The organism is Pseudomonas sp. BN411 (assembly GCF_029871235.1).
Lineage (GTDB): Bacteria > Pseudomonadota > Gammaproteobacteria > Pseudomonadales > Pseudomonadaceae > Metapseudomonas.
Map to the genome: position 1 here is coordinate 33,746 of NZ_SSOM01000045.1, position 24,202 is coordinate 57,947.

At 64.7% G+C, this 24,202-nt stretch carries 20 protein-coding genes and 1 riboswitch; of the genes, 8 read left to right on the plus strand and 12 right to left on the minus strand.

The window, feature by feature from the left end; translation table 11 throughout:
* Positions 1 to 79 precede the first annotated feature (79 nt).
* From gloA to modC, 4 genes are all read left to right on the plus strand, one after another.
* Complete coding sequence (gloA, locus tag E8F06_RS06070) at positions 80 to 472, plus strand: lactoylglutathione lyase (RefSeq protein ID WP_190834359.1); 393 nt, start codon at positions 80 to 82, stop codon at positions 470 to 472.
* A 57-nt stretch (positions 473 to 529) separates the two neighbouring features.
* The gene (locus tag E8F06_RS06075; protein ID WP_280365216.1) at positions 530 to 1,576 is read left to right on the plus strand and encodes a sensor domain-containing diguanylate cyclase; all 1,047 of its coding nucleotides are present in this window, start codon (positions 530 to 532) and stop codon (positions 1,574 to 1,576) included.
* A 68-nt stretch (positions 1,577 to 1,644) separates the two neighbouring features.
* Positions 1,645 to 2,331 (plus strand): molybdate ABC transporter permease subunit, encoded by a 687-nt coding sequence (gene modB, locus E8F06_RS06080; protein ID WP_280365219.1) that lies wholly within the window; start codon positions 1,645 to 1,647, stop codon positions 2,329 to 2,331.
* Positions 2,332 to 2,334: 3 nt separating this feature from the next.
* Positions 2,335 to 3,420 (plus strand): molybdenum ABC transporter ATP-binding protein, encoded by a 1,086-nt coding sequence (gene modC, locus E8F06_RS06085; protein ID WP_280365222.1) that lies wholly within the window; start codon positions 2,335 to 2,337, stop codon positions 3,418 to 3,420.
* Between the two features lie 41 nt (positions 3,421 to 3,461).
* Here the strand turns inward: modC and E8F06_RS06090 are convergent, their stop codons facing one another.
* Positions 3,462 to 4,976 (minus strand): amino acid permease, encoded by a 1,515-nt coding sequence (locus E8F06_RS06090; RefSeq protein WP_280365225.1) that lies wholly within the window; start codon positions 4,974 to 4,976, stop codon positions 3,462 to 3,464.
* 133 nt (positions 4,977 to 5,109) lie between these two features.
* Positions 5,110 to 6,603, minus strand: a complete 1,494-nt coding sequence (locus E8F06_RS06095; RefSeq protein WP_280365228.1) for an aldehyde dehydrogenase — start codon at positions 6,601 to 6,603, stop codon at positions 5,110 to 5,112.
* A 356-nt stretch (positions 6,604 to 6,959) separates the two neighbouring features.
* Between E8F06_RS06095 and E8F06_RS06100 the strand changes: the two genes are divergently transcribed.
* Positions 6,960 to 7,706, plus strand: a complete 747-nt coding sequence (locus E8F06_RS06100; RefSeq protein ID WP_280365231.1) for an FCD domain-containing protein — start codon at positions 6,960 to 6,962, stop codon at positions 7,704 to 7,706.
* Positions 7,707 to 7,827: 121 nt separating this feature from the next.
* Entirely contained in the window at positions 7,828 to 8,586 is a 759-nt protein-coding gene (locus E8F06_RS06105) for a cache domain-containing protein (RefSeq protein ID WP_280365234.1), read from the plus strand.
* Positions 8,587 to 8,620: 34 nt separating this feature from the next.
* Here the strand turns inward: E8F06_RS06105 and E8F06_RS06110 are convergent, their stop codons facing one another.
* From E8F06_RS06110 to E8F06_RS06150, 9 genes are all read right to left on the minus strand, one after another.
* Positions 8,621 to 10,114 (minus strand): sensor domain-containing diguanylate cyclase, encoded by a 1,494-nt coding sequence (locus E8F06_RS06110; protein WP_280365236.1) that lies wholly within the window; start codon positions 10,112 to 10,114, stop codon positions 8,621 to 8,623.
* Between the two features lie 55 nt (positions 10,115 to 10,169).
* Positions 10,170 to 11,024, minus strand: a complete 855-nt coding sequence (locus E8F06_RS06115) for a DUF4824 family protein (protein WP_280365239.1) — start codon at positions 11,022 to 11,024, stop codon at positions 10,170 to 10,172.
* Entirely contained in the window at positions 11,021 to 12,091 is a 1,071-nt protein-coding gene (locus tag E8F06_RS06120) for a DUF2157 domain-containing protein (protein WP_280365242.1), read from the minus strand. Before E8F06_RS06120 ends, E8F06_RS06115 begins: the two co-directional genes overlap by 4 nt.
* Before the next feature lie 207 nt (positions 12,092 to 12,298).
* Positions 12,299 to 15,907, minus strand: coding sequence for an urea carboxylase (gene uca, locus E8F06_RS06125; RefSeq protein WP_280365244.1), 3,609 nt, complete (start codon positions 15,905 to 15,907; stop codon positions 12,299 to 12,301).
* Between the two features lie 230 nt (positions 15,908 to 16,137).
* Entirely contained in the window at positions 16,138 to 16,773 is a 636-nt protein-coding gene (locus tag E8F06_RS06130; RefSeq protein WP_280365246.1) for an urea amidolyase associated protein UAAP2, read from the minus strand.
* 11 nt (positions 16,774 to 16,784) lie between these two features.
* On the minus strand, positions 16,785 to 17,513 hold the full coding sequence (locus E8F06_RS06135; protein ID WP_280365248.1) for an urea amidolyase associated protein UAAP1: 729 nt from the start codon (positions 17,511 to 17,513) through the stop codon (positions 16,785 to 16,787).
* 14 nt (positions 17,514 to 17,527) lie between these two features.
* Positions 17,528 to 18,325, minus strand: a complete 798-nt coding sequence (locus E8F06_RS06140) for an ABC transporter ATP-binding protein (RefSeq protein WP_280365251.1) — start codon at positions 18,323 to 18,325, stop codon at positions 17,528 to 17,530.
* Complete coding sequence (locus E8F06_RS06145; protein ID WP_280365254.1) at positions 18,322 to 19,137, minus strand: ABC transporter permease; 816 nt, start codon at positions 19,135 to 19,137, stop codon at positions 18,322 to 18,324. The genes E8F06_RS06140 and E8F06_RS06145 overlap by 4 nt, the downstream gene beginning before the upstream one ends.
* A gap of 106 nt (positions 19,138 to 19,243) precedes the next feature.
* Positions 19,244 to 20,311 carry a putative urea ABC transporter substrate-binding protein gene (locus tag E8F06_RS06150; RefSeq protein WP_280365256.1) on the minus strand — a complete coding sequence of 356 codons (1,068 nt, stop codon included), beginning with the start codon at positions 20,309 to 20,311 and terminating at the stop codon, positions 19,244 to 19,246.
* A 64-nt stretch (positions 20,312 to 20,375) separates the two neighbouring features.
* Positions 20,376 to 20,475: riboswitch (guanidine-I (ykkC/yxkD leader) on the minus strand.
* A 306-nt stretch (positions 20,476 to 20,781) separates the two neighbouring features.
* On the opposite strand from E8F06_RS06150, the gene E8F06_RS06155 reads away from it, so the two are divergent.
* On the plus strand, positions 20,782 to 21,375 hold the full coding sequence (locus tag E8F06_RS06155) for a hypothetical protein (RefSeq protein WP_280365258.1): 594 nt from the start codon (positions 20,782 to 20,784) through the stop codon (positions 21,373 to 21,375).
* Here the strand turns inward: E8F06_RS06155 and E8F06_RS06160 are convergent.
* Positions 21,372 to 22,274: a LysR family transcriptional regulator gene (locus tag E8F06_RS06160; protein WP_280365259.1), complete on the minus strand. Its 903-nt coding sequence runs from the start codon at positions 22,272 to 22,274 to the stop codon at positions 21,372 to 21,374. The genes E8F06_RS06155 and E8F06_RS06160 overlap by 4 nt on opposite strands.
* 97 nt (positions 22,275 to 22,371) lie before the next feature.
* Here E8F06_RS06160 and E8F06_RS06165 point away from each other — a divergent pair, with 97 nt between their 5' ends.
* Positions 22,372 to 24,159 (plus strand): alkyl sulfatase dimerization domain-containing protein, encoded by a 1,788-nt coding sequence (locus tag E8F06_RS06165; protein ID WP_280365262.1) that lies wholly within the window; start codon positions 22,372 to 22,374, stop codon positions 24,157 to 24,159.
* The last annotated feature ends 43 nt before the right edge of the window (positions 24,160 to 24,202 follow it).

A 24,202-nucleotide genomic window follows, 5' to 3' on the forward strand; every position in this document is an offset into this window, starting at 1 on the left:
AGCCTACGGACCCCGGCCAAAAGCCGGGGTTCGTCATTTCAGAGCCCACGAAATATGGGCAATCGATGAGGAAGTAACGATGAGACTGCTGCATACCATGCTGCGAGTCGGCGACCTGGACAAATCCATCGCCTTCTACACCGAAGTGCTGGGCATGACCCTGCTGCGCCGCAAGGACTACCCGGATGGTCAGTTCACCCTCGCATTCGTCGGTTACGGCGACGAAGCCCACAACAGCGTGATCGAACTCACCTACAACTGGGGTGTGGACAAGTACGAGCTGGGCAACGCCTATGGCCACATCGCGCTGGAAGTCGACGATGTCTACAAGGCCTGCGAAGACATTCGCGCCCGTGGCGGCAAGATCACCCGCGAGCCGGGTCCGATGAAGCACGGCACCAGCATCCTGGCCTTCGTGGAAGATCCCGACGGCTACAAAATCGAATTGCTGTCCCCCTCTCGCAACGACTGACGCTCTATGCTGATATGAATCCGGGGCGCTCTCGCCCCGGTCCGGAGGCGTGGGTCTATGGATGGTTCCGCTGTCAGCTACGAACGCAATCTCGAATGCCTGGTTCGGGCCATCCAGGAGTTGTCCCTGGCCCGTGATCTCGACCGTATCGCCGAGATCGTGCGCAGTGCCGCGCGGGAGTTGGTGGGGGCCGATGGCGCCACCTTCGTCCTGCGCGACGGCGATCGCTGCTTCTACAAGGACGAGGACGCTATCTCGCCGTTGTGGAAGGGCCTGCGCTTCCCCATGGAAACCTGCATCAGCGGCTGGGCCATGCTCAACCGCGAGCCCGCGGTGATCGAAGACATCTACCAGGACCCGCGCATCCCCCACGACGCCTACCGCCCGACCTTCGTCAAAAGCCTGGTCATGGTGCCCATCCGCAGCATGGCCCCGGTGGGGGCGATTGGCACCTACTGGGCCACTCCGCGCCTGGCCAGCGTGCGCGAAGTCGGCTTGCTCCAGGCCCTGGCGGACTCGACCTCGGTGGCCATGGAAAACGTCCAGCTCTACAACGAGCTCGAACAGCGAGTCATCGCCCGCACCCAGGATCTGGTGGCTGCCAACCGCCTGCTCTACGACGAAGCCTGTGAACGCGAGCGCGTCGAGCAGGACATCCAGCGTTTCTCCATGACCGATGAACTCACCGGCCTGCACAACCGCCTCGGCTTCCTGCGTCACGCCGCCGAGACTCTCGATGCGTCACGCCAGCGCGACACACCCTACCTGCTGCTTCACCTGCAAGTGGAAAGCAACGACGGTGGGCCCGCCGAAAACCTGCCGCTGGTAGCCGCGCGCATGTTGCGGGCGCAGTTCCGCCGGGACGACCTGATCGCGCGCCTCGGTGGGGGAGAGTTCCTCGTGCTGACCACCGGCTATGGCGAACCGCACGCCGTTTTGCAGCGCCTGCGCGCCGGCCTGGGGGCCTTCAATCGTGCAGCGGAGCAGAGCCTGACCCTGCGCATCGGCCATGCCGAGTCGAGCCGAGGGCAGGACCTGGAGCAACTGCTGCAGGAAGCCGACAACGCCCTGCATCGCGCCGGGCCTGGTTGGAGCAGCGTCTGATTCTGGCTGGCCGCAAAGCTTCGCTATATAGTTCGCCACACAGCGAAAACTGATCAATCGGCCAACCCATGAGCTTCCCTCTCGACCGCACCGACCTGGCCGCCATCTGGCTGACTCTCGAACTGGCGACCCTGACCACTTTGCTCCTGCTCGTCGTGGGCACGCCCATTGCCTGGTGGCTGGCACGTACCCGTTCGCGCCTGAAAGGGCCAGCGGCCGCGGTGGTTGCCCTGCCGCTGGTTCTCCCCCCCACGGTCATCGGCTTCTACCTGCTGGTGAGCATGGGGCCCCACGGTTTCATCGGCCAGTTCACCCAGAGCCTTGGCCTCGGCACCTTGCCCTTCACCTTTGCCGGCCTCGTGGTGGGCTCGGTGATCTACTCCATGCCCTTCGTGGTGCAGCCCCTGCAGAACGCCTTCACCGCCATCGGCGAGCGTCCGCTGGAAGTGGCCGCGACCTTGCGCGCCAGTCCCTGGGATACCTTCTTCTCGGTGGTGCTGCCTCTGGCCAAGCCGGGCTTCGTCACCGCCTCGATCCTCGGCTTTGCCCACACCGTGGGCGAGTTCGGCGTGGTGCTGATGATCGGCGGCAACATCCCGGAGAAGACCCGCGTGGTCTCGGTGCAGATCTTCGATCACGTCGAAGCCATGGAATACGCCCAGGCCCATTGGCTGGCCGGCGGCATGCTGCTGTTCTCCTTCCTCATCCTGCTGGCACTGAACACCAGCCGACGCCTGAAACCCGGTTGGACCTGAGCCATGCAACAGATTCGCGCACGTTTCAACCTGCGCCACCCGGACTTCGTCCTGGAGGCTGATTTGGCGCTGCCGGGACGCGGCGTCAGTGCCCTGTTCGGCCATTCCGGTTCGGGCAAGACCACCCTGCTGCGCTGCATCGCTGGCCTGGAACGGGCCGCCGAAGGCTTCCTGGAAGTGAATGGCGAAGTCTGGCAGGACAGCGCCCGGGGCCACTTCCTGCCCACCCACAAGCGGCCGCTGGGCTATGTGTTCCAGGAGGCGAGCCTGTTCGAGCACCTCTCGGTGCGACGCAACCTCGAATTCGGCCAGCGGCGCATTCCCGCGCAGGATCGCCGGGTGGAACTGGACCACGCGGTGGAACTGCTCGGCATCGGCCACCTGCTGGAACGTATGCCCGGCCACCTTTCCGGTGGCGAGCGCCAGCGCGTCGGTATCGCCCGCGCCCTGCTCACCAGCCCGCGTCTGCTGCTGATGGATGAGCCCCTGGCGGCACTGGATCTCAAGCGCAAGGGCGAAATTCTTCCCTACCTGGAGCGCCTGCATGACGAACTGGATATTCCGGTGCTCTACGTCAGCCATTCGCCTGATGAAGTGGCGCGCCTGGCCGATCACCTGGTGCTGCTCGACAACGGCCGGGTGCTGGCCAGCGGCCCACTGGACCAGACCCTGTCGCGCCTCGACCTGCCTATCGCCCAGGAAGACGAAGCGGGCGTGGTGATCGAAGGCCGGGTGCAGGGATTCGATGCCCGCTATCAGCTTCTGACTCTGGCGCTGCCTGGCAGCTCGCTGAGCGTGCGGGTCGCTCATTCTCCGGTGACTGAGGGCCGTACGCTGCGCTTCCGGGTGCTGGCGCGGGACGTCAGCCTGAGCCTGGAGAAACAGCGCGACAGTAGCATCCTCAACTTGCTGCCGGCACGGGTGGTGGAAGAGTTTCCAGCCGCCAATCCGGCCCATGTGCTGGTGCGCCTCGATGTGGACGGAGCGCCCATGCTGGCGCGCATCACCCGCTTTTCCCGTGATCAGTTGGGTCTCTATCCGGGGCAGTCGATCTGGGCGCAGATCAAGTCGGTGGCGCTGCTGGCCTGAAGGCGGGGAGGGCGGGGCATGATAGCCCCGCCCTGTTTGACTCAACGTGCCAGCTCGCGATCGCTATCCAGCGTCGGCGTCGACAGTTTCCACGCGTCCCCGGCAGGGGCTTGGCCACGGTCGTAAGGCTTGAGCACGAGCATGTACAGCAGGCCGATTGCAATGATCACCGCCGCCGTGACGACGATTCCGTAGTTGATGTACCACGGCGCATCCGGGGTGCGCGGCCAGGACATGTTGACGATGGCCAGCACGCCATAGATCAAGGCTGCGATGTTGACGATCCAGCCCCAGTTGCCCAGGGTGAATTGCCCGCTCGGCTGCCAGCCGCGGAAGCGGGCGAACAGCGCACCGCCAACGATCATCTGGAAGGACAGATAGATGCCGATCGCAGCGAAGGCAACGACGGCGGCGATGGCATTCTGCAAGAAGAAGCCGGCACAGACGATGGCGGCCGGTAGCAGGCCGCAAACGACCAGGGCAGCGGCTGGGACATGGGTATTCGGCGACAGGCGCTTGAGCAGCGAACTGCCCATGACCATCTCGTCCCGCGCATAGGAGTACAGCAGCCGGCTTGCCGCGGCCTGCAGGCTCAGTACGCAGGAGACGAAGGAAACGATGATCACCGCCATGACCAGTCGCGATCCGAGCGGGCCGAAGGCGTTGTTGAGGATGGTGGACATCGGGTCGCTGTCTTCACCCGAAATCACCTTGGCCATATCCGGCACCGCGAGGATCAGCGCCAGCGCCGCGAACATGGCAGCGCCGCCGCCGATGTAGATGGTCATGCGCATGGCCTTGGGGATGCGCTTGCTCGGGTTCGGCGTTTCCTCGGCTACGTCGCCGCAGGCTTCGAAACCGTAGTACAGGAACATGCCGGCCAGCGACGCGGTGAGGAACGCGGGCCAGTAGCTGCCGTCGATGCTGATATCGAACGTGTTGAACAGCACGCTGATTGGCTGATGGCGCTCGAAGATCAACAGGTAGCCGCCAATCACCAGGGCGCCCAGCAGTTCGCAGATGAATCCGAACATCGCCACGCGTGCCAGCAGCTTCGTGCCGCTCAGGTTCAGCAGGGTAGCGATCAGGGTCAGGCCAAGGGCGATCGCCGTATTGGTGACAGCCGTGGGCTCGAAGCCGAGCAGGGTGGCGATGTAGGGGCCGGCACCCAGGGCGACTGCAGCGATGGTCACGCAGAGCGAGACGGAGTAAATCCAGCCCACCATCCAGGCCCAGCGCTTGCCTACCAGGCGCCGTGCCCAGGGATAGACACCGCCGGAAATGGGGAACTGCGAAACCACTTCACAAAACACCAGGCACACCAGCAGCTGACCGATGCCTACCAGAAGGTAAGACCAGAACATCGGTGGGCCGCCGGCTGCCAGGCACAGGCCGAACAGGGTATAGACCCCCACCACCGGGGACAGGTAGGTGAAGCCCAGGGCGAAGTTCTCCCAAAGGCTCATGCTGCGTTCGAAGTTGGAGGTGTAGCCCAGGGCGCGTAACTGTTCCGCGTCCCGGTCAGCCGCTGCAGCCTTGCTGGTTGCGTTGCTCATCGGTCGGTTCCTTTATTGGTTTTGTATCGGTATCGAACAAGAAGCGGTGGTAGGGCGGCAGCGTGCCGCCGGTGGTCTCTTCGTTGAGGGTGGCAACCGGGCCTCTCCCCGTCCGGTTGCCACCTGCCATAGGTCAGAGCTTGATCCAGGTGGCCTTCAGCTCGGTGTACTTGTCGAACGCATGCAGCGACTTGTCGCGACCGTTGCCGGACTGCTTGAAGCCGCCGAAGGGTGCGGTCATGTCGCCGCCGTCGTACTGGTTGATCCAGACGCTACCAGCGCGCAGGGCCTTGCCGACCAGATGGGCGCGGGACAGGTTGCTGGTCCACACCGCCGCGGCCAGGCCGTAGATGGTGTCGTTGGCGATGGCGACGGCTTCCTCTTCGCTGTCGAAGGCGATGACCGAGAGCACCGGGCCGAAGATCTCTTCCTTGGCGATGCGCATGGCGTTGTCCACGCCATCGAAGATGGTCGGCTCGACGTAGGTGCCGCCGGTTTCTTCCAGAATGCGCTTGCCGCCAGCCACCAGCTTGGCGCCGTCGGTGTGGCCGGATTCGATGTAGCCGAGCACGATGTCCAGATGCTGGCTGTCCACCAGGGCGCCGACGTTGGTCGCCGGGTCCAGCGGATTACCCGGTTTCCAGGCCTTGATCGCCTCGACCACCATGGGCACGAACTTGTCCTTGATCGAGCGTTCCACCAGCAGGCGTGAACCGGCGGTGCAGACTTCGCCCTGGTTGAAGGCGATGGCGGCGGCAGCGGCTTCGGCGGCGGCCTGCAAGTCAGGGGCGTCGGCGAAGACGATATTCGGGCTCTTGCCGCCGGCTTCCAGCCAGACGCGCTTCATGTTGGATTCGCCAGCGTTGATCAGCAGTTGCTTGGCGGTGCGGGTGGAGCCGGTAAAGGCCAGGGTGTCGACGTCCATGTGCAGCGCCAGGGCCTTGCCCACGCTGTGGCCGAAGCCCGGCAGCACGTTCAGCACGCCCGCCGGGATGCCGGCATCGCAAGCCAGTTGGGCCAGGCGAATGGCGGTCAGCGGGGAGCGTTCGGACGGCTTGAGGACCACCGAGTTACCGGTAGCCAGCGCCGGGCCGAGCTTCCAGCAGGTCATCAACAGGGGGAAGTTCCAGGGCACGATGGCCGCGACCACGCCTACCGGCTCACGGGTCACCAGGCCCAACTGGTCATGAGGCGTTGCGGCGACTTCGTCGTAGACCTTGTCGATCGCCTCGGCGCTCCAGCGAATGGCATCCACTGCGCACGGCAGGTCGACGTTCAGCGCGTCGCTGATCGGCTTACCCATGTCGAGGGTTTCCAGCAGGGCCAGTTCCTCGGCGTGGGCGTCGATCAGCTCGGCGAAACGGATCATCGCCTGCTTGCGCTCGGCCGGCGCCAGTCGCGACCAGACGCCGGAGTCGAAGGTTGCACGGGCGGAGGCAACCGCACGCATCGCATCCGCTTCACCGCTGCTGGCGACTTTGCACAGCAAACGTCCATCGACCGGGCTGATGCAGTCGAAGGTATCGCCGCTGGCAGCCTCGACATATTCGCCCTGGATGAAGGCGCGGCCTTCGATTCTGAGCTTGCTGGCGCGTGCTTCCCAATCGGCTCGGGTCAGTTCGGTCATCGCGGATGTGCTCCTCTGGAGAATTCCGGCACGACAAGCGGCAATCAGGGCTGCCAGGGCGTGCGGGAGGCGGTTTTGGCGGGTAGTTTGCTAAAACATTTAAAACCATATCTTATGTTTTGGGTCCTGCCAATACAGCGACGTCATGGCGGGTTTTTCATCGGTAATTTGTCGTTATTCCCCGGCTGATGACTGCTTTGACGTGGCTCTTGCGCCAGGATTTGATTGAAAGATATGAAAATAAATTTTTAATTGCGGCCTGCCCGGCGATGGCCATAATGGCCCGCAGCAGCACCCGCAGCAGGGGTGCCCGGCACACGTGCACCAGGCCAGGGAGGTATCCGGCTTAGCCGCCTATGAACGAGTTGAAGAACGTCCGCCCCGCCAATTTCATGCGCCTTCGCCAGGAAGGGCGTACCGAGGAAGTGGCACGGCGGTTGATCGAACTGGTCGAGCTCGGGTTGTTCAGCGAGGGCGAGCAATTGCCCAGCGAGAGCGACCTGGCGACTCAGTTCGGGGTCGCGACGGTCACGCTGCGCGACGCCTTGGCGAGCTTGCGCGAACGCGGCGTGATCGAGACGCGCCGAGGGCGCAATGGCGGCAGTTTCATCTGCGCACCTCCCGGTACCAATGACGACGCGTTGTTCGCTCAGCTCAAGGCCATGAGCGCCCTGGAGCTGCGCGACCTGTGCGATGAACATGTGGCGATTTCCGGCGCTGCCGCAAGGCTGGCTGCGCAACGCTCGTCGGCGCAGCACCATGCCCGCCTGGACGTCTATATCGACGCACTGCGCCAGGCATCGTCGCGTCAGGAACAACGCCGCGCCGATGCTCGCTTCCACCTTGAAGTAGCCGTTGCCGCGCAATCGGTGCGCCTGACCCATGCAGAAATGAACCTGCAGGCCGAACTGGGTGAGTTGCTGTGGCTATCGCCGGATGGCCCGCTCGCTGCCGATGGCCCTGTGCTGGAACACCGTGCGATCGCCGACGCCATAGTCGCCACTGATGCGAACCTGGCCGGTGCGCTGGCGGAGGCGCATGTGACGCGCGGAATCAAACGCCTGATCAACCTGCGCCTGCAGCTGGTCGGCGCAGAAATCTGAATGGCACAGCACTTGCTGGAGATATGGCCGGCCATGCGTTTGTGGCGTGACCGACGCGGTGGCCAGATCGGCATGAACGCAACCAGAACGTGAATAACAAGAGCCAGACGAGGCCCAGGCTATGTCCCGAGATGTGCAGGTGGATCAACTCAGCGAGTGTGCAATTCACATCAATGCTTCGATTGGTAACCTGTTCGCACAGTTGAATCTGCTGGCCGATGGCGTCGTCGCGATCTGGAAACAGTTGCAGGCCGAGGGTTGCAAACCGACGACCCGGGACCTCTGCTCCTTGCGCCCGGCAATCCAGGCCTGCTTGCAGCAGGAACGCAGCTGCATTCACGGCACCGGCGTGGTGCTGGAGCCGGGCGAGCTGGCAGATCAGGAGATGCACCTGGAGTGGTGGTGCCGGGCCCCGGCGGGCAAGGTCACGCCCATGCTGCTCAACCTCAATCGACGAAGCGAGAGCTTCTACAACTACCAGGGCATGCCCTGGTTCTCCCGGCCTCGGGACACTGGCCAGCCCTGGGTCGAGGGGCCCTTCGTCGATCTCTATGGAGCCGACCAATACATCATGGCGTTCTCCGTGCCTATCCATGTCGACGGTCGATTCGTGGGCGTGGCAGCCGCGGATATTGCGCTGCACGAGTTCGAGCGCGTGCTGCTTGCCGGGCTGATGCGCATGGACAAGGAAGCGCTGATCGTCAATGGAGAAGGCCGGGTGGTGGCCTGCAACACCGCCAACTGGCTGGTGGGCGATATGGCCAGGCAAGTGCTCGCGCGTGATGACACGCGTTCACGGGTGCTGGCGTTGGCGGAATCTTCTGCGCACTGGTCGTTGATCGAGAGGCCGGTCAGCCGCTACATCGAGGGTGCCGCCTGAGGCAGCACCTCTCAGTTCGTTCGGGGCCGCTGATCTAGAGCGCGTCCTGGTTCCCCGAAGGCTCCACGCATACGCAGTTGCGGCCGGATTGCTTGGCCCGGTAGAGGCCGCGGTCGGCGCGGCCGATCAGGCTGTCCAGGGAATCGTCCGGGTGCATCTCGGCCAGGCCGATGCTGGTGGTCACCTGCAGATTCACCCCCCTGAAGGGATAGCGCTGCGCGGCCACCTCGCCACGGACTTTCTCCGCAAGCTGGTGGGCTGTGGCGTTGCCGGTGTCCTTCAGCAGGATGATGAATTCCTCGCCACCCCAGCGGCAGACGATGTCCGACTGGCGCAGGCCGTCGCGCAGGTTCTGGGCGAAGCCCTGCAGCACCTGGTCTCCGGCCTGGTGGCCGTAGGTGTCGTTGAGCAATTTGAAGTGATCCAGGTCCAGCAGCAGCGCCGTCAGCGGCTTGCGGTCGCGGCGGGCTTCCTGCAGCGCCTGGCCGGCGAGCAGTTCGAAGCCGCGTCGGTTGGGCAGGCTGGTCAGGCTGTCGGTGGTGGCCAGGGCGGCGATGCTGTGCTGGTAGCGGCGCATCAGGCGGGTCACCATTACCAGTACGATGGCGGTCACCAGCAGGCAGATCAGCAGGTTGAGGTAGAGCGTGTTGCGCAGGCCGGCGAGCAGGCCACCTTCGTGCTTGTCGACGAATAGGTACCAGTCCAGCTCAGGGATGTAGCGCACGTTCAGGTAGTGGTCGCGACCGCGTTCGTGATACCCGAACTTGCCCGTCTGCGGGCGTCCCAATCTGGCCTGCAAGTCCTCCAGCCCCGGCACGTCGGCCAGCGTCTGGCCGACCCTTGCCCCCAGCGGGCCGCCATCGGCGCCGGTCAGGACGATGCGCCCGGTGGTGTCGACGAAGTACACGCTGCGATCGTAGCGGCGCTGGTATTCGTCGATCAGCTTGATCACCGCGTCTACCGTCAGGCCGACACCGGTGGCTCCGAGAAACTTGCCGTCGTAGTCGAACACCTTGTAGTTGATGAAGATGGTCAGCCGGTCCTGGTTGGCCATGTCCACATCGACATTGATCTCGTACGGCTCCTTCATGTCCCGCACGCGGAAGTACCAGATGTCCCGTGGTTCCTTCGGGCTCACCTGCTTGAGCACGCCCTTGGTCTGGTAGTAGGTGAGGGTACGGTCTGAAATGAAGAAGGAGGTAAAGGCGCCGTAGTGCTCCTGCACTTCGCGCAGGTAGCGGGTCATGGGCTCGGCGTTTTTCTCGCCGTGCATCACCCAGTCACGCACGAAGGTGTCGCGGCTCATCATGGAGGAGATCAGGATGGGCCGGACCAGATCCTTCTGGATTTCCGAGTAGACGTTGTCCGAGGTCAGCGGCAACTCGGTGTTGATGATGGTGTTGCGAATGGACTTGAGCGATGCCTGGTAGCTGACCAGGGAAGTGGCCAGGAAACCGCAGCCAAGCAGCAGTACCAGTGTGATGACCAACAGGCGGTGGCTTTGCTTGGTGTGTTCTTGTAGCGGCATCGGACAACATGGCCTCGGTGTGGTGGCGCAATGCTAGCGTGCAGTAACACAGGCGTCACGGACGGGTACTTGACGCCAGGCTATCGACGTCGTCGGGCGTTCCTTGACGGCCGCGACGCTGAAACTCCGGTGCTGAATCGATCCAGGGTTCCAGGCGTTGGCCGAAGCTCAACCACAGTCGGAAGCGCGGCGGCGATGCGCTGTTGCGGTCGCGCGCCAGCTCTTCACCCAGTGCTTCGCGCCAGGCATGCGGCACGTTGATTTCGCTGATGCGCAGACTGCCGATCTGGCCGGTGAGGTGTCCGTCGCGAACCCAGGCGCTGACGCTGCCGGGCACGATGGCGTAGCGGCTGCGATCGGCGTAACGCTCGCGCAGGGCTTCATGGTCCAGCCCCACGTCCACCGCGAACAGGCGACTCTCGCGTTTTTCCTCCTGCTCAAGATAGTCGCGGGCGGCGCTTTCGGCGTCCTGTCTGCGCTTGTCCGTGGGTCTTGCGCGCAACTCGCCTTCGGCCTCCTTCATGCGCTGGCGGGCGCGCTCCAGTTCGGCCTTGCGCGTGGGGCCGTCCAGTTCGAGCACCACCAGCACCTCGCGGTTGCGGTTGTCGAAGCGCAACCCGTCGCGCTCATCGGCGGTGAAGCCCAGTTGCAGCAGCTTGGCCTCATCGAGCGGCAGGCGCTGGTAGCGGTCGTCACCCTTCGGGTCGCTGGGGAGTCGCCAATCCAGGCGCAGGGCCAGGCCGCTGTTTTCGTGCAGGCTCCAGTCGTGGTCGCGGCGCAGCTCGCGTTCGGAAAGCTGCAGGCGGCTGTCCGGCTTGCCACTGCGGTTGAACCAGACGCCGCCAAGGGCGATGGCGTTGGTCAGGCCGATCAGCGCAAGACCACCGAGCAATGCAGTGCGGGCCTTCATGCGTGTTGCCCGCCCTTGTGGGCCCGGCGCAGGCGGCCGAGTACCAGCAGGATGAGCACGGCAACCAGTCCGAGGACGAGGAAGAACAGGTACTTCGGCATGACCTCCCACCACCAGTCGAACAGCTTGATGAACAGGAAGAGCACGAAGAACAGCAGGCCGGTGTGCATCACTTCAGGCCAGTCGCGGCGATTGCCGAGCCAGATGGCCAGCGCGGCGCCGGTGAATCCCACGATCTGGTAGAAGCCTTCCACCAGGTCCCGTGGCCAGGGCAGGTAGCTGCCTGCCGCCCAATTGGCGAGCACCAGCAGCGGCACGAACAGTCCGAGCAGGCCCAGCACCCGGTAGATCGCGGCGAAACCGCTGTAGCGGACCTGGGAAATGAACTGCGGCACCAGGAAGATCAGCAACCCGGCGGGCAGCAGGTGTTCCGGGCGTTCGGTGCAGTCCAGCCAGTAGAGCCCGCTCCAGCTCGTCAACCGGGTGGCGATGAAGGCCATGATGCAGGCCAGGCCGGCCCCCAGCAGCAGGCGCACTTCGCAGGCATAGGCCAGCAGCAGGGCGTAGGCGGCCCAGGGCAGCAGCGCCTTGTCGCTGGGGGTGATGTTGAAGATCTGCCCGAGCATGACCACGTTGAGCACGAAGCAGGCAAAGGCCAGCACCGCCGCCAGCCTGGCGAAATAGCCGGACGGGTCGCGTCGGCGCAGCAGCAGGGTCAGCAGTAGGCTGCCCACCGAGAAGCCGGCGAGAATGCCCACCTGGGCAGCTTCCGGAAACAGTCCCCAGAACTGATAGAAAAAGAACAGCAGGCTGGCCGCCAGCGCCAGGGCCCCCAGCAGGGAAGCGATGCGCATGCCGAGGGAAAGACGCCGGGCCTGGGCATCCGGGTCGATATCGAAGGTGTTGCGATAGTCCGCCAGCAACTGGCGATGGTGATCGCCCAACTGGTCGATCTGTTCGGGGGAGAGCAGCAGGGTCTGTTCTTTGTGCAGGCGCTCCACCTCCCGGTAGAAGGCCTGGATATCGTCGGCGCGGCGTTGCGCCTGGTCGCGGCTGAGCGGCGGCATTGCGGGTCCTTTTGCGTGCGGTGCCGCTTGAACTGTAGGGCTGGTGGCCGACTTGGGCAATCAGCCGATTCCGGTCATGCAAACCTGTGGGGGCGAATTCATTCGCTAAGGGCGGCGCAGCTGCCCCTGCACGTTTTCAAGGCAGACCTGCGGTCTGCATAGCGATTGAAATCGCCCCCACACCGGACCTGCAATTGCGCAGAACCTTCAAGCCTGCTCCATCACCACCACCCGCTGTCCGGCGCGGACCGGCGAACCGGGCTGCACACGCACTTCCTTCACGACGCCATCGCGAGGTGCGGTGAGGGGGATTTCCATCTTCATGGATTCGAGGATCACCAGGATATCCCCGGCCTTCACGCTGGCGCCTTCCTCCACCTGCACCTGCCAGAGGTTGCCGGCGATATGGCTTTCCACCGCGTGCTGGCCAGCGTCCAGCGGCGCGTCTTCGCCCAGGTCGACGGCAAGGTCGTCGCTCTCGAAGTGCGCCTGTCCGGAGGCGATCCAGCGTTCCCGCTCGGCATTGAAGGCAGCTTGCTGCTGCTGGCGGAAGGCTGCGATGCCATTGGCTTCGCGGGCGAGAAAGGCCTGGTAATCGGCCAGGCACAGCTCGCTCTCTTCAATACGCAGTGGGTAGCGGCCCAGGGGAAAGTCGCGGCGAATCTTCAGCAACTCGTCGGCGGATACCGGGTAGAAGCGAATCTGATCGAAGAAGCGCAGCAACCAGGGCTTTCCACCGAAGGCCTCCACCTCGCGGTAACGGTTCCACATCTGCAGGGTGCGGCCGACGAACTGGTAGCCACCGGGCCCTTCCATGCCATAGACGCACATGTACGCACCGCCGATGCCCACGGAGTTCTCCGCGGTCCAGGTGCGCGCCGGGTTGTACTTGGTGGTCACCAGGCGGTGGCGCGGATCCAGCGGTGTGGCCACCGGGGCGCCGAGGTAGACATCGCCCAGCCCCATCACCAGGTAGCTGGCGTCGAACACCGTGCGCTGCACTTCGTCCAGGTTCGGCAGGTCGTTGATACGGCGGATGAACTCAAGGTTGCTTGGGCACCAGGGCGCGTCCTTGCGCACCGTGGTCATGTACTTCTCGATGGCCAGTTGGCAGGCCGGGTCGTCCCAGGACAGCGGCAGATGCACGATGCGCGACGGCACCTTCAGGTCGCCGGCTGCGCAGACGCCATCCCAGAGTCCGGCGACGGTTTCCAGCAGTGCCTCCAGGGGAAGCGTTTCCGGCTGATAGTGGACCTGCAGGGAGCGGATGCCCGGCGTCAGGTCGATCACGCCATCCAGAGCCTTGGCCTCCAGCGCCTGCATCAGCGCATGGGCGCGGAAGCGCAACACCAGGTCAAGTTCCGGCGCGCCGATTTCCAGCAGCAGGTGAGTGTCGCCGGAAAGACGGGCCACCAGGCGTTTGTCGGCTTCGCCGAGGTCGAGCACCACGGGTGAACCTGTAGGAGCGAGCTTGCTCGCGAATTCGACGCTGGGATTTTCGCGAGCAAGCTCGCTCCTACACAACAGCGTTCTTGCCAGTTCACGCGCCTCGCCAATGCTCACCGCCACGAACCTCACCTTGTCCCCCGCCTTCAACTGCCCCAGTTGCCAGAGGTCCGCTTCGATGATGGTCACCGGGCAGACGAAGCCGCCGAGGCTGGGGCCGTCCGGGCCGAGGATCACCGGCATGTCGCCAGTGAAATCCACGGCGCCAATGGCGTAGGGATTGTCGTGGATGTTCGACGGATGCAGCCCGGCTTCGCCGCCGCTTTCGCGCACCCATTCCGGCTTCGGCCCGATCAGGCGCACGCCGGTACGGCTGGAGTTGAAGTGCACTTCCCAGTCAGTGGCGAAGAAGGTGTCGATGTAGGCCGGGGTGAAGTATTCCGGCGCGCCGTGGGGGCCGTAGATCACCCGCAGGGTGCGCACGGCCGGCAGGTCGGTGCTCAGGGCGGGCTCTAGCACCTGGCCAGCACTGCGCTCAACGAGCGGGGTGAGGTGCAGGACATCGCCAGCACGCAGGGCGCGGCCGCCGTGGCCGCCGAACTGCCCGAGGGTGAAGGTGCTCCTGCTGCCGAGATAATCCGGCACTTGCAGGCCGCCGCGCACGCAGAGGTAACTGCGCGCTCCGGCCCCGGCGATCGTCCCGAGAGCAAGGGTCGCGCCCGCCGGTACGAACAAGGCGGTGTCCATCGGTTGCGGCTGGCCGTCGAGGCTCAGTGGAATCGGTGCGCCGGTGACTGCCACCACAGCGTCAGTGTTGAAGCGCAGCGTCGGGCCGCTCATGGTGATTTCCAGTCCGGCTTCACCTTCGGCATTGCCCAGCAGCCGATTGCCCAGGCGCAGCGCACGGCTGTCCATGGGACCAGAGGGCGGCACGCCCACGGCCCAGTAACCGAGGCGGCCGGGATAGTCCTGCACAGTGGTCTGGGTGCCGGCGCCGAGCACTTCGAAGGTGCTGGCGTGATAACTGAGGCCTTCCAGGCAGCGAGTCCAGGGCGAGCCGCTGGCGAAGGGGGCGTCGACCAGAATCTGCCGCAGGTAGTCGCGGTTGGATTCGACGCCATAGAGCAGGGTGTCGGCCAGGGCCTTGTCCAGCGCCGCGCTGGCTTCGCTGCGGCTCGGCGCCCAGGCGATGAGCTTGGCGATCATCGGGTCGAAGTAGGGCGGAATCTCGCAGCCCGCTTCCACCCAGGTGTCGATGCGCAGGTGTCGACCATCGGCTTCGGGGAAGGCGACCGTCGTGAGCAGGCCGGGGCAGGGCTGGAAGTCGCGGCCCGGGTCTTCCGCATAGAGCCGCGCCTGGATCGCATGGCCACTCGGCGTGAGCGTCGCCGCCAGCTCGGCCAGAGGCGGTAGGGTGCCGGCGGCCAGTTCGATCATCCAGCGCACCAGGTCCACGCCCCAGACCTGTTCGGTGACACCGTGCTCCACCTGCAGGCGGGTGTTCACTTCGAGGAAGTAGAAGCGCTCGGCCTCGCTGTCGTAGACGAACTCCACCGTGCCCGCACTGCGGTAACTGACGGCCTTGGCCAGCTTGATGGCGGCGGCGCAGAGTTCATCGGCCATGCCGGCGGGCAGGTTCGGCGCGGGCGTTTCCTCCAGCACCTTCTGATTGCGTCGTTGCACCGAGCAGTCGCGCACACCGAGGGCGATCACCTCGCCACGGCCATCGCCGAACACCTGCACTTCCAGGTGGCGGGCGCGCTGGATGTACTTTTCGATGAACACGCCGGAGTCGCTGAAGTTGTTCTGCCCGAGGCGCTTCACAGCCTCGAAGGCGTCGCTCAGCTCTGTGGCCGAACGGCATACACGCATGCCGATGCCGCCACCGCCTGCGGTGCTTTTCAGCATCACCGGGTAACCCACCTGTTCGCCAGCAGCCAGGGCGGCGTCCAGGTTTTCCAGCAGTTCGGTGCCTTCCAGCATGGGCACGCCGTTGGCCTTGGCCAGGGCGCGCGCGGTGTGCTTGAGGCCGAATACCCGCAGTTGCTCCGGCGTCGGGCCGACGAAGGCGATGCCGGCAGCCTCGCAGGCTTCGGCGAAGGCGGCGTTCTCGGAGAGGAAGCCGTATCCGGGGTGAATGGCCTGGGCGCCGCTATCGCGAGCGGCTGCGAGAATCTTCTCCACCATCAGGTAGGTGCTGGCAGCTGGGCCGTCGCCCAGGCTGATGGCCTGGTCCGCCTGCTGGATGTGCAGGCTGGCGGCGTCGGCTTCGGAATACACGGCCACACCGCGAACGTCGAGCTGGCGCAGGGTACGCAGGATGCGGCAGGCGATGGCGCCACGGTTGGCGATCAGGAGTTTTTCGAACATGAGGCTTTCCTCATGATTGGCGGGCCGTCCCGCCGCTAAAGGGGCTGCACCACGGTCGTCCGTGGCTGGAATCTCGGTGCGGTGGTAATTCGTAGGATGGGTAGAGCGGAGCGAAACCCATCAGTCCGGAGCGATGGGTTTCGCAGGCTCTACCCATCCTACGGAGTGCTTGTGCAGGCACTGCCCCGACCGGCTCTGGCACAGGAGGAACAGCCAGGCGCGCAGCTGTTTCAGTCCCATACCAGCACCTCGGCGGGCGTGGGGTTGTAGGCGTTGCAGGGGTTGTTCAGCTGCGGGCAGTTGGAGATCAGCACGATGATGTCCATGTGCGCTTTGAGCTCGACGTACTTGCCGGCGGCGGAGATGCCGTCCTCGAAGGTCAGGCCGCCATCCGGGGTGACCGGGACGTTCATGAAGAAGTTGATGTTGGCGCTGATGTCGCGCTTGGTCAGGCGGCCGTCGTGCAGGCTGGCGCGCAGGAAGTTGTCACGGCAGCTGTGCATGTAGCGCTTGTCCAGGGCGTAGCGCACGGTGTTGCTTTCCTGGGCGCAGGCGCCGCCGAGGGTGTCGTGTCGGCCGCAGGTGTCGGCAGTGATGGTCAGCATGGGGTTGCCGAGGTTGGAATAGAGCACGCTGCCGGCGCTGAGGTAGACACGGTTCTGCCGGCGCAGGGTGCGCTGCACGTCATAGCGTTCGCGCGGGTTGTTGGCGCTGTAGAACAGGGTGTCCACCGCCTGGTTGCCTTCCAGGTCCAGCAGGCGCAGGGTCTGGCCGGCCTTCACTTCGGTCATGAAGGGCTCGCCAGCGGCGATCACGGCGCGGTACACGGCGGCTTCGGAATGTTTGTCGCTGTGGGTCAGGTTCATGCGGGCGGCCCTCAGATATACAGGCGTTCGGTGTTGTGGAAGCCGCGGCCGTTCTCCGGGCGCGAGGTGCGGCAGAGCAGGGTGATGCCGTCGCTCTGTACCTGCTGCCAGCTGAGCTGCACCGGCTTGGGGGCGTATTCGGGGGCAGGGTCCATGGGGTGCTGCAGGGCGGTGAGCACCACCAGAGTGTCCATCGGTGCATAGAGCTCGAGGTAGTCGCCGGCCTTGGAGTTGCCAGGCTGGAAGTGGAAGCAGCCGTCGCTGTCCACGGTGACCTTGCTGAACAGGTTCAGGCACATCAGCAGGTCCTGGAGGTTCAGGTCCCACTTGCCCATCTCCACCAGCAGGTTGTCCACGCCGTTGCGGAAGAAGCCGTTGCGCAATTCCTGGTAGCGCCCAGCGCCGTACTTTTCCTTCACCTCATCCGCATTGAGCACGCCGCCGAAGCTGTCGTGCCAGCCGCAGGTGTCGGCGGTGATGGCGGCCAGTACCCTGCCCATGTCGGAGTAGAGGCAGTGGCCGGCGGTGAGCTTGGCGGTGTGCTGGCACTTCAGGCTGTCCGGCAGATTGAGGCGCTCGCTCTTCTCCTGTGCGTTGAGCAGCAGCAGGCTGACGTTGGCGCCGCCTTCGATATCGGTGATGCGCAGCTGTTGGCCGCGTTTCAGCACGAAGGAGGTGTGGCCGCCGCCGGGGACGGTTTCTTCATAGAGGGTTGGGCGCAGGGCCAGGGATGCGGTCATGGGCAGGCTCCTATTCAGTGGGCGATGGCCGGCTGCAGGGCGGAAGTGACTCGCTCCGGCAAGGCCTCGACGGCCGCGCGGGCAGCACGACGGTCGCTGTTCAGGGGGATGTCGTAGGTGACGCGCGCGCCGAAGGCGTTGGGCGCGTGCGGGTCCTGGCGCACCTTGTCGACGACCAGCAGGCGGGTGCCCAGGCTGAAGCCTTCGGAGAGGTCGTGGGTGACCATGAACACGGTCAGTCGGGTTTCGTGCCAGAGGCCAAGCAGCAGCTCGTGCATGTCTTTGCGGATGCCCGGGTCGAGAGCGCCGAAGGGCTCGTCCAGCAGCAACACGCGGGGTTTCATGATCAACGCCTGGGCGATGGCCAGGCGTTGTTGCATGCCGCCGGAAAGCTGGCTGGGGTACTTGTCCAGTGCATGGCCGAGGCCGACCTTGACGAGGATCGCGGCGGCTTCCTCGCGAGCGGCGCGTTTGGCGCCCCCGAACAAGCGGCCGAAGAGGGGCGAGCGGGGCAGTTCCAGGCCGAGGGCGACATTGTCCAGCACGCTCAGGTGCGGGAACACCGAATAGCGCTGGAACACCACGCCACGGCTGGCGTCGGGTTCGGCCGCCAGCGGCTGGCCGTCCAGCAGGATGCTGCCGCGGCTGGGCGATTCCTGGCCCAGCAGCATGCGCAGGAAGGTGGATTTGCCGCAGCCAGAAGCGCCGACCAGGGTGCAGAACTCGCCTTCGTTCACCGACAGGTCGAGGTTCTCCAGCACCACCTGGTCGCCATATTCCTGCCAGACGTTGCGGACGCTGATGAAACTCATGCCTTGGCTCCTTCGTACCAGGGGAAGGCCAGCCGGGTGAGCTGGCGCAGGCCCAGGTCCATCAGCCAGGCGAGCAGGGTGATCCACACCACGTAGGGGAGGATCACGTCCATGGCCAGGTAGCGGCGGACCAGGAAGATGCGGTAGCCCAGGCCATCGGTGGAGGCGATGGCTTCGGCGGCGATCAGGAACAGCCAGGCCGAGCCCAGCACCAAACGCAGGGAGATCAGCAGGCGCGGCATCAGTTGCGGCAGCACCACCCGCAGGATCAGCGTCCAGGTGTTGGCGCCGAGCGTCTGCGCCTTGATCAGCAGTTCACGGGGGATTTCCCGCGCGCGCTGCTCCAGGTCGCGGGCGATGCAGGGGGCGACGCCGATGACGATCAGCATCACCTTGGACAGCTCGCCCAGGCCGAAGACGATGAACAGGATCGGCAGGATCGCCAGCGGCGGGATCATCGACAGCACCGTCAGCAGGGGCGACAAGGGAGCGCCGAACAGCGGCAGGGTGCCGGCGGCGATGCCCAGTGCCAGGCCCAGCAGCGCGGCGATGGACAGGCCCAGTGCCAGGCGTTTCAGGCTGGAGGCGGAGTCCTGCCAGAACAGGTAGTCGCCGCTGCGCTTGTCTTCGGTGAAGGCCAGTCGCTCGACGGCCTCACTCATCTGCGCCGCGCTGGGCAGCAGCTTGTCGTTGGGGTTTTCCGTCAGCCGCGCAGCCGAGCCGGTGAAGTAGGCGAACAGCAGCAGGGCGAAGGGCAGCAGGACCAGGATCAGGCGTCCGGCGCGGTCCGGTTGGCGGTTGATCAGGCGCATGGCAGGTACTCGGTTGCGTGGACGTGCAGGTTGGTCCGAGGTGCGGGGCCCAACATTGTTGTGTTGGGCTTCGCTTCGCTCTGACCAACCTACGGTTCGGAACGGTTCAGAGCTTGCCGTCTGCGGCCATCTGCACGTAGGTGGGGTCGAAGCGCAGTTTCACGTTGCCCTTGTCGCCGGTGACCACGCCCTTGGCGAAGCTCATGCCGACGGCGTTGGCATCCTTGGCACCTTCGCCCAGCAGGCCGTGGTGGAAGCTGAAGCTGGCCACCTTGTCCATGGTGGCCGGCAGCTTCGGGCTGGTGACGAAGGCCAGCGCATCGGCCGGGGTGTGGAACAGGCGGGTGGCGGCCAGCTGCGCCTGATAGCCAGCGAGGTCAGTGCCGGACGCCTTGGCCATGTGTTCCAGGGCGGCGGCGCTGTCGGCGTTGCCGGCCTGCATCAACGCGACGATCTCGAACCAGGCGCCGGTCAGCGCCTTGCCCAGGGCGGGGTTGTCTTTCAGGGTTTCGGTGTTCACCACCATCATGTCCATGATCTCGCCGGGCACCTTGCTGGAGTCGAACACCAGGCTGGTGGCGGGCTTGGCCTTGATGTCGGCCAGCATCGGGTTCCAGGTGGTCACGGCCTGGACTTCGGCGGTATCGAAGGCGGCGGCGATATCGGCGTCGGAGGTGTTCACCACCTGCACGTCTTTCTCGGAGAGGTCGGCGCGCTCCAGGGCGCGGGCCAGCAGGTAATGGGAGACGGACAGCTCCACCAGGTTGATCGGCTTGTCCTTGAGGTCGGCCAGGGTCTTGCCTTCGCCCTTCACCACCACGCCGTCGTTGCCGTTGGAGAAGTCGCCGACGATCAGCGCGGTGCTGTCCACGCCACCGGCGGCGGGGATGGTCAGGGCATCCATGTTGGTCATGGTGCAGCCGTCGAACTGGCCAGCGGTGTACTGGTTGATGGATTCGACGTAGTCGTTGAGCTGGGTGACCTCGATCTCGATGCCGTACTTCTTCGCCCACTTGTCGACGATGCCTTTGGTGGCACCGTACTCCCAGGGCATCCAGCCGGCGTAGATGGTCCAGCAGACGTTGAAGCTGTCTTTCTGTGCGGCGGACGTGTTGAAGCTGAGAGCGGCGGTGAGACCGGCAACGGCGAGGGCGAACAGACGGGACTTGCGCATGGAGGACCTCCAGTTCGGTTTAGGGCGGGCGGAGCTGCGCGGCACTTCCCTATCAAGGGGCGCGTTCTCCCGGGCTTTTGTCCCGCCGTGTAACCTCGCTGGAGGTCGCCAGCTCTCGGACCAGTCATCCGCCTTCGCGGACCGGAACCCTAGCCAGCCATTGCAAATTGTGGTGCCGCGAACCCGGTCACCCGGGTAGCTCCTGCACGTCTTAGCCAAAGCGAAGGGCGTGCCAACCTGGCACAAGGCCTCTGAAATGGGCCTTCTGGCGAGTTTGGCGCGTTGGCTGGAGGGGAGGGATGCCCGCTCATGGGGCGTCTAGCGTCAAGTTGGTGCGCGCAACAATTGGAAACGGACTTTTCCGACAGATGTCGCGCGCTGTTCTGTAGGACGCGTTGTCCAACGCAGTGGGAGAAATCCCAGTCGCCGACATTCGTCTGCGCCGTCCCTAGCGGTCGAAGGAGGCCGCCATGTCCTACCGAGCATTCTTCCTTGCCGTACTGAGCCTGACCCTGGGCGGCTGTGCCGTCTATGACTACGACAACGACTACTACGGTCGCCGCTACTACGACGACGGCGACTATCCCGTGCACCGCAACTACTACGACGTGCCGAGACGGAACTATTACATCGTCGATCACCGTGACGGCGACCGTAATTACGATCGCCGCTATTACGACCGTCGCGACTATGACGGCCGCAAGGACTACTACAAGTCCGACAAACGCTTCCACGACAAGCGCTTCCACGACAACGACCGCAAGTTCCATCACCAGCGGCGCTATTACCAGCAGCCGTACGACAACTTCCAGGAACGCCGCCACGACTACACGCCGCGCCTGCAGACCTGGGGCAAGAACAATCTTCAGCCGGGCTATCGCGAGTCCAACTACCGGCAACAAAACTATCGCCGGCAGAACTATCAGCAGCCCAACTATCAGCAACAGAACCATCAGCAGCACAACGTTCGCCAGCAGTACCGGGTAGAGCCGGGCTACGAGGCACGGCCGCACAATCCGCGCTACAACAACCGCAGTGACTGGTCCATGAAGAACCGCCGCTAGATGGCGGAGAAGTCCCGGTCCTCTTCCAGCAACAGCTCCCTCACCGCCCGCGCAGCCGGAGACAGGCTGCGCGCGGCATGGCTGACGATGCCATAGGCCGAAGACGTTCTTGTGCCCTCCGGGATCTGCAGCAGTGCCAGACGCCCGGCGTGCACATCCTCGGCCACCACATCCCAGGGGGCCATGCTGACCACATCGCTTTCGGCCACCAGCGCCTTCAGCACCATGAAGTTGTCGCATTCGATGCCCAGTGGCTTTTCGCTGCTGCTCAGGGCACCAATGGCCCTTGCCACCTCCACCGGCAACTGGGTGCCTGCCAGGGCGTAGCGGGCCAGGTCGGTCAGTTGCAGTTGGTCCAGTGCCAGCAAGGGGTGACCGGGCCGGCAGAAGAGGGTGCCCGGATGGCGGCGCAGGGGAATGACATCCAGCAGGGGATCTCCTTCGAGTTCACGGATGTCGGCGACGAACAGCTCGATGGCGTCGTCCAGCAGGCGTTGGCGCAGGCTGTGCCAGTTCTCCAGGGTGAGTTGCACGCGAACGCCGGGATGGCGGCTGGCGAAACGTCCAAGGGCTCGGGGGACCAGGCGCGCGGCGGGGTAGGGGCCGGCACCCAGGCGCAGTTCGCCGCTGTCGAGATTGTCCAGCTGGGTCACCGCGCTGTGCAGGGCGCGGCTGCCGTCCAGCAGGCGCCGGGCATGTTCCAGCACCAGCCGGCCGTGGGCCGTCAGGCTGATCTGACGGGGAGTCCGGTCCAGCAGGCTGCAACCCAGGCTGGCCTCCAGGGCCTGGATGCTGCGGCTGAGGGCGGGTTGGCTGAGATTCACCGCTTCCGCCGCGCGGGCGAAGTGACCGTGCTCGGCGAGGGCGACGAAATGGCGGAGTTGGCGAAGATCGTTCATGCGTGCCTTGCATCAAATATGGAAAAAGAATGCATTGGAATTATTAGCAGGCGCCTGCCAGCCTGTCTCGGCCAATAACAACAATCCCGAGCGAACCATGCGCATCACTACCCGTTTCAGCGGCCTGCTCCTGGCCGCCGCGCTGCCCCTGGGCGCCGACGCCGCATTGCCGGAAGAGTCCATCCAGCCCAGCATCAACGCCGAGCTGGCCGAGCACACCAAGCACTTTAACGAGAAGGTCTACAAGATTGCCGACAACGTGTATTCGGCGGTGGGCTGGAACCTCGCCAACAGCGTGATGATAGTGGCGCCGGAAGGGCTGATCATCGTCGACACCGGTGAGTCGGCCGAGCAGTCGCGCAAGGTGCTCGCGGAGTTCCGCAAGATCAGCGACAAGCCGATCAAGGCCATCGTCTACACCCACTTCCACCCGGACCACATCAACGGCGTGAAGGGCTTCGTCAGCGAGGAGCAGGTGAAGTCGGGCGAGGTGCAGATCTACGCCCAGGAAACCCTGTTGGACAACGTGGTGACCCAGGGCGCGCTGGTCGGCCCGATCCTCGGCATGCGCTCGGGCTACAGCTTTGGCGCGGCGCTGCCGGACACCGACAAGAAGGACATGAACGCCGGCCTCGGCCCCCTGGCCCATGAAGGCAAATCCACCTTCATCGCGCCCACCATTACCTTCAAGGACAAGCTGGACACCACCATTGCCGGCCTGCCGGTGCAGTTCCTCCATGTGCCCAGCGAAGCGCCGGACGAGATCGTGTTGTTCCTGCCGCAGAACAAGGTGCTGATCAGCGCCGAGGTCACCCAGGGCCCGACCCTGCCGAACATCCATACCCTGCGCGGCACCAAGTTCCGCGACCCGGTGGTGTGGGTGAACAGCCTCGACAAGCTGCGCGCCTACCAGGCCGACTACATGGTGCCGCTGCACGGTCAGCCGGTGAGCGGCAAGGACAAGGTGGAAGAAGTGCTGCGCATGACCCGCGACGCCATCGCCTACGTCCACGACCAGACCGTGCGCTGGATGAACAAGGGCCTGACGCCCGACGAACTGGTGGAGAAGGTCAAGCTGCCGCCTTACCTGGCCGGCTATACGCCCTACCTGCGCGAGTACTACGGCACCGTGAAGCACAGCGTGCGGCAGATCTACCAGGGCTACCTGGGCTGGTACCAGGGTGATCCGGTGGACCTCGACCCGGTCCCGCCCGTGGAGAAGGCCAAGCGCCTGGTGGAGCTGATGGGCGGACGCGAGAAAGTGTTGCTGGCTGCCGGCGACGCCTATCTCAAGGGTGACTACCAGTGGGCCGCCGAGCTGGCCGGCTACGCCATCCGCATCGACCACGGCGACCAGCTGGCTCGCGAAATCAAGGCGCGCAGCTTCCGTCGTCTGGGCTACGCCAGCATGAACATCAACTGGCGCAACTGGTACCTGATGAGCGCCATGGAGCTGGAGGGCAAGCTGGACGGCGATGCCGCGCTGCAGCTGTCCCAGTCCATGCGCAATGCCTTCCTCTCGCCCGACATGCTGAAGAACCTGCCGGCACGGATCTTCCTGCAGAACTGGGTGACGCGCCTGGACCCGGAAAAGAGCGCCGACGTGAACCTGACCCTCGGCTTCGTCTTCCCCGACATCCAGGAAGAGTGGGCGCTGGAAGTTCGCCGTGGCGTGGCCGAGCTGCACAAGGGCATCCCCGACGGCACCACACTCAAGCTGACCTTCGACAAGACCTACCTCGATACCGTGATCAGCGGTGAAAACGGCCTGCTCAAGGGCGCTGTGCTGGGGGATGTGAAGGTGGACGGCAACCTGCTGGACATCAAGACATTCCTCGGCTGCTTCGACTTTGAGGAAACGCCTATCGCCCTGACCCTGCGCTGATCCGCCGCCTGCTGTGCTGCTTTCCAGCCTAAAGTGCGGAAGG